The organism is Enterobacter cloacae complex sp. IR5441 (assembly GCF_049238215.1).
Taxonomy (GTDB): Bacteria; Pseudomonadota; Gammaproteobacteria; order Enterobacterales; family Enterobacteriaceae; genus Enterobacter; species Enterobacter hormaechei_C.
In genome coordinates this window covers 1-5,448 of sequence record NZ_JBMKIA010000071.1, presented here as the reverse complement: position 1 = coordinate 5,448, position 5,448 = coordinate 1, and the positions used below count along the sequence as shown (strand labels likewise).

4 protein-coding genes and 1 pseudogene are annotated in these 5,448 nt (G+C 49.0%); 2 read left to right on the top strand and 3 right to left on the bottom strand.

The annotated features are described in order from the left end of the window. Nucleotides 1–164: 164 nt before the first annotated feature. Entirely contained in the window at nucleotides 165–596 is a 432-nt protein-coding gene (gene umuD / locus ACOTX5_RS26010; protein ID WP_000776034.1) for a translesion error-prone DNA polymerase V autoproteolytic subunit, read from the top strand. After that, nucleotides 596–1,867 (top strand): Y-family DNA polymerase, encoded by a 1,272-nt coding sequence (locus ACOTX5_RS26005; RefSeq protein WP_004118291.1) that lies wholly within the window; start codon nucleotides 596–598, stop codon nucleotides 1,865–1,867. Before umuD ends, ACOTX5_RS26005 begins: the two co-directional genes overlap by 1 nt. 81 nt (nucleotides 1,868–1,948) lie before the next feature. Here ACOTX5_RS26005 and ACOTX5_RS26000 read toward each other — a convergent pair whose 3' ends face one another. The 3 genes and pseudogenes from ACOTX5_RS26000 to ACOTX5_RS25990 all read right to left on the bottom strand — a co-directional run. Next, on the bottom strand, nucleotides 1,949–2,923 hold the full coding sequence (locus ACOTX5_RS26000) for a ParB family protein (RefSeq protein WP_000064120.1): 975 nt from the start codon (nucleotides 2,921–2,923) through the stop codon (nucleotides 1,949–1,951). Beyond that, entirely contained in the window at nucleotides 2,923–4,128 is a 1,206-nt protein-coding gene (locus ACOTX5_RS25995) for an AAA family ATPase (protein ID WP_000368714.1), read from the bottom strand. Before ACOTX5_RS25995 ends, ACOTX5_RS26000 begins: the two co-directional genes overlap by 1 nt. Before the next feature lie 860 nt (nucleotides 4,129–4,988). Continuing rightward, nucleotides 4,989–5,330 (bottom strand): annotated as a pseudogene (locus ACOTX5_RS25990) (replication initiation protein); the annotation flags it as partial. Nucleotides 5,331–5,448 lie beyond the last annotated feature (118 nt).

Here is a 5,448-nt window from a genome sequence, read left to right as displayed (position 1 = left end):
CTGTCAACGCTTCGCCCCATACCTCGCGGTATGCAACGCATGACTCGGGGACCTTGTGGATTGCTGGTCCTTCAATGGTCGGGGACTTTCACCCCTTGATCTCTACCGGTCTCCCGGCGAACACTGTATGTATAACCAGTAAAATTAGAGTGTCAGGAGGAAAGATGAAACTACAACTTTTCAGCACCGGGAAAGAACTCCCGCCACAGGCCCATCCATTGTTTGCCGATCTGGCCAGCTGCGGTTTTCCCAGCCCTGCTGCTGACTATGTCGAGTCCGATCTGGATCTCCATGATTACTGCATACGGCATCCGAGCGCGACGTACTACCTGCGTGCCAGCGGAGACAGCATGGCCGACGGCAGTCTGTACAATGGCGATCTGCTGGTTGTGGACAGTGCTGAAAAGCCGCGGCACGGCGATATCGTTGTCGCCAGCATGCAGGGGGAGTTTACGGTGAAACGGCTTCTGCTGACGCCGCGACTGACGCTGCAGCCCATGAATGCCTCCTGGTCGCCGATTTATCCTGATCCCGACGAGCTGGATATCTTTGGCGTCGTCACGCATATCATCCACCGCCCGAGGGAGATGTACTGATGTTTGCCCTGGCCGATGTGAACAGCTTCTATGCCAGCTGTGAACGTGTTTTCCGCCCGGATTTGAAAGGAAAGCCGATAGTCGTCCTGAGCAACAACGACGGGAATGTAATCGCTCGCAGTGCCGAGGCGAAGCCCTGGATCAAAATGGGAACTCCGTGGTTTCAGATAAAAAACGAAAGATACCCGGAAAAAATATATGCGTTTTCAAGTAATTATGAACTTTACGCCTCGATATCGGCGCGCGTGATGAACTGCCTGGAGGAACTGGCCCCCAGGGTGGAACAGTATTCAATTGATGAGATGTTCCTCGACCTGACCGGCGTGGAGCACTGTATGGGGCTTGAGGACTTCGCCCGGCAGCTGCGTCAGCAGGTGTATGACTGTACCCGCCTGACCATTGGCGTGGGCGCCGGACCAACGAAAACCCTCGCAAAATCAGCCCAGTGGGCCTCAAAAGAGTGGAAACAGTTTCATGGCGTACTCGCTCTGACCAGGGGAAATCCGCAAAGGACGCGGAAACTGCTTTCACTGCAGCCGGTTGAAGAAATCTGGGGGGTGGGTAACCGTATTGCACGCAAGCTAAATGTGCTGGGCATAAAAACCGCGCTCGATCTGGCTCTGACGAACCCGGCCTTCATCCGCAAAAATTTTTCTGTCGTCCTTGAGCGAACGGTACGGGAACTGAACGGGGAAAGCTGCCTTTCGCTTGAGGAAGCCCCTCCGACGAAACAGCAAATTGTCTGCAGCCGCAGTTTTGGCGTGAAGATCACGGAGTACGAGTCACTCCGTCAGGCTATCTGTCAGCACGCAGAGCGAGCCTCTGAAAAACTGCGTAAAGAGCACCAGTATTGCCGGCATATTTCCGTTTTCATCAAAACGTCTCCGTTCGCCATTAAAGAGCCTTACTACGGCAACGTGGCTACGGAAAAACTTCTTACACCCACTCAGGACACCAGGGACATCATTGCAGCCGCTACAACGGCTCTGGAGCGTATCTGGAGGGATGGGCACCGGTATGCCAAAGCCGGAGTTATGCTGAATGACTTCACCGGCTCCGGAGTTTCGCAGCTGCAACTGTTCGACGAACGCCCGCCACGCCCTCACAGTGCTGAGCTGATGAGGGTTCTGGACGGGATCAACAACTCAGGGCTGGGTAAAGTATGGTTTGCGGGGCGGGGTATGGCCCCGGAATGGCAGATGAAACGGGAGATGCTTTCTCCTGCTTATACGACACGATGGTCAGATATTCCTGCAGCGAAACTGGCGTGAAACTATGGCGATTTCACCGTGAAATTCTCAACCTAAACTGCCTAATTACAATAAGTTAGATGTGAAATCGCCATGGCGAAATTATTGACTCAAATTTCTGTCAAGGACTTCGTTGATAGCCTTGTCCAGTTCATCCTGAATCACTTTTGACATACGGCTAAACTCATAAGTCAGCGTGCGCCCTTTCACACGCTTACGCGCGAACTTGTCCTTTTCTTCAAAAGACCAGAGTGGGGAAACCACTGACTTTTCCTTGGGAGATGGATCTATCAATGCCTGAGATGCCTGAGAAATCAGCTTCAGAATACTGGCTTTCTGTTCGTCTTCTGGTCGCTCGCCATCACTCAAAATTGCATCGAGCTGAGCTGATACAGACTGAATGAGTTCTTCAGGCGTTAATCCCTTTTCACCGAGTTTTTCATTAACTTCTAAAAGAAGTTTATAATCACTAAACGATAGCTCCGACTGAACCGGGAACAGAGAAATTAAGTCTTGCGGTACGGCCGCCGCCTGCAGCGCCCTGGTAACTTTAGCCTGAGATAATCCCTCCAGTTCAGCAATTTCCTTTTGATTAAATCCGGACTCTTTAAGAGCGATCAATCTCAGACCAATCTCCCGAAGATTATGTTCTTTAGCTGTCTGGATATCTTTAGCCAGTTGGCGAGCTTCATCAGCTGATAAATGTTCTTCGGTAACCATTACATCAAGGCCTGTACGGACAAAAATTGCTGAGGCTCGCCGTCTTGAACCATCCAGTATCTCAATCCTTTCACTTTGCTTAATACCAATACAGGGAAAGAACTGCTGAAACTTAATCGTCTGGATAATGGATTTCAGAGACTCCCTGGTCAGTGCAAGTTGATCTCTTCCATTGTTTTCCTGGTTTACGAAGGTCTTACTTTCAACTTCAGATGCAGGCACCCGAACAAACCTGAACGTTACCTTCCTGCCGGTTTTTAAGGTAAATACCTGACTTCTACCGGTGTCAGCCATTTCGAGCATTGACGCCTGAGTATTTAACTGTCTGCCGATGGTTTTTCTTTTCTCATTCGACATCACATACCTCCGTTAGTACGAATGAACTCGATGCGATCAAAGACTGCCTTCGCAAAGTCTTCCGCTGCTGATTTTGCGCTTTTTAGTGCCTCTGTACTTCCATCATAGGTTGCTGGATTTGCTGAAATAACTGTGTCAAAAGTCTCCCCACAACGTTCGAAACCATCCAGTCTTGGCAGAACCATGTCTAGCATATCGGCACCGAAAACCTCTTTGGCCTGACTATGGCAAATTTTGTGATCAGACTTGTTCAGGATCTTGGACATGAAGCCGACATTACCGATGAGATTGCAGGTGTGCCCATCCATTTCGATGGAATCTATGAGGGCAGGGAGGCTGGCCACAAACTTCAGGGAAGAATGAAAATCAACCGTCGCCGGTGGAAGAGGGGTCAACATCAGGTCTGCCGCCCCAATGCAGTTTTTCAGGAACGCATCAAGGTGAGGACCACTATCAAGGAAAATAAAGTCGTAGTCATGCTGGAGCTTGTCGATAATGTTCTCTTTAAGCACCGCATGAATATTTTTCCCTGGCAGATGTTCTTCACACAATCCCTTCCAGCCTTCAGCAAGGAATGCATCGTCAATGGAAGCGGGGATTACATCAACACCAGGGATAATAGACGGTACTATAAAATCGGAAAGTAATTCTTCACGAGACACGTTCTGGAGCATGGCCTGAGCAGCCGTATTTTCAACCAAGCCCACTGAATTCTCATGGCTCAGGAACATTGTCAGAGATGCCTGCGGATCGAAATCGATGGCCAGAATACGCAGGTCTTCGAACAGAAGCTGAGGATGAGCTCGAAAAGCATGTGATAATGAAGCGGTAGAAACTGTCTTGGAACCACCACCTTTAAGATTACATACAAAAATCGTAAAGGCTTTATCGAAGCGATCCCTGTACTTCGGTACTTTACGATGGTTATACAGATCGATGACATTCTGAATCGTCATCGCGTATTTCATCGTATTACCAGAAGGTTTCTTTTTAAAAATGTAGCCACCGGCTTCCATTTCGGACACAGCATACTCAACACTGCCTTTACTGAGCTTAGGCAGCTTATACAGAGCGGCTTTGCTGTATTCCTGATAGAACTCGGTAAGCTTCAATTCCTCTTTTTGCTGTCGGATACTTTCGCTCAAAGATGTCAGAAGCTTACCTGCACGTGTAGCGACTTTCCGTAACTGCTCAATATTGTCCATTTATCACCTCATGACGTTTTTTGTCATTTTGAACAAAAAGTGTCATGTTGCAAGAAAAAAATCATATTGTTTTGATTTCGCTCTCAACAGAAGGGGGATGAAGCTCGACGGGCGTGCTACTAAATCACACTGCAGCAACACGCAGACGCACTTTTGACCATCAACAGCAACTCATACAAAAGGGCTTTGAGAAAGGTATTCAACTTGCAAGACAGGAGAGTCATTCAGAAGGATTCTGATTTTAGTTACGACCAGTGCAATGCTGAGCCTTATGTATCAGCGCTCGCCGCAGCCATGTAACCGAGCGTAGCGAGCGAACTGGCGAGGAAGCGAAGAGGAACCGTTCCGGCAGATAGCTCTTACGCTCAGCACAAGAAGAGTTTTCCATCCTCTGTGGGAAACAGGTCAACTTTAATGGACGCTCCGGACTATGGGAAACAGGTCAACTTCGCGGACGGCCCGGACTAAGGGAAACAGGTCAGCTTCTCGGACGGCCCGGACTATGGGAAACAGGTCAACTTCTCGGACGGCCCGGACTATGGGAAACAGGTCAACTTCTCGGACGGTCGGGAGTGTGGGAAACAGGTCAACTCCGCGTACGGCCCGGACTGTGGGAAACAGGTCAACTTTGCAGACGACCGGGACTGTGGGAAACAGGTCAACTTTGCAGACGACCGGGACTGTGGGAAACAGGTCAACTCCGCAGACGGCCCGGACTGTGGGAAACAGGTCAACTACGCAGACAGCCGCGATTGCGGGAAACAGGTCAAGTTAGGCAAGCACTATGGGAAACACAGCAAGTTCAGTATCCCCCCATATGTCAGCAACAAACTAAGGGAGGAGGAAATAAAAATTACAGACTATTGTTTTTTATCAAGAAAATTAAACAGCAAGCGACCATCTTCTTCAGTGGTATATGTTACCTTTAATGGCGTCTTCTCATTAATTTTCTTCAGAGCAGGTTCCAGGAAGGTACGCTTCATTTCAGCAATATTGTTTTTCTGCGAGGCAGGGAGCATAAACCTTTCACATAACCAGTCATGTGTGGTGATCCAGACACCAGTGCTCCGGAACTGACACAGGCTTTCATAAAGCCGGATGACACGAACACTATTAAGCTGGCCACAGTCATAGAGAGAATAGGTAGTGAACTGGGAGGTTAAGCCGACCAGGAATGGCATGACCTTGTAGTTAAATTCAATCGGCACTGTTGCAAAGTTAGCGATGAGGCAGCCTTTTGTCTTATTCAAAGGCCTTACATTTCAAAAACTCTGCTTACCAGGCGCATTTCGCCCAGGGGATCACCATAATAAAATGCTG

Excerpts from the sequence above, each read along its gene's own strand:
- umuD (WP_000776034.1), top strand. The coding sequence starts at position 165 with ATGAAACTACAACTTTTCAGCACCGGGAAAGAACTCCCGCCACAGGCC.
- ACOTX5_RS26005 (WP_004118291.1), top strand. The coding sequence starts at position 596 with ATGTTTGCCCTGGCCGATGTGAACAGCTTCTATGCCAGCTGTGAACGT.
- ACOTX5_RS26000 (WP_000064120.1), bottom strand. The coding sequence starts at position 2,923 with ATGTCGAATGAGAAAAGAAAAACCATCGGCAGACAGTTAAATACTCAG.
- ACOTX5_RS25995 (WP_000368714.1), bottom strand. The coding sequence starts at position 4,128 with ATGGACAATATTGAGCAGTTACGGAAAGTCGCTACACGTGCAGGTAAG.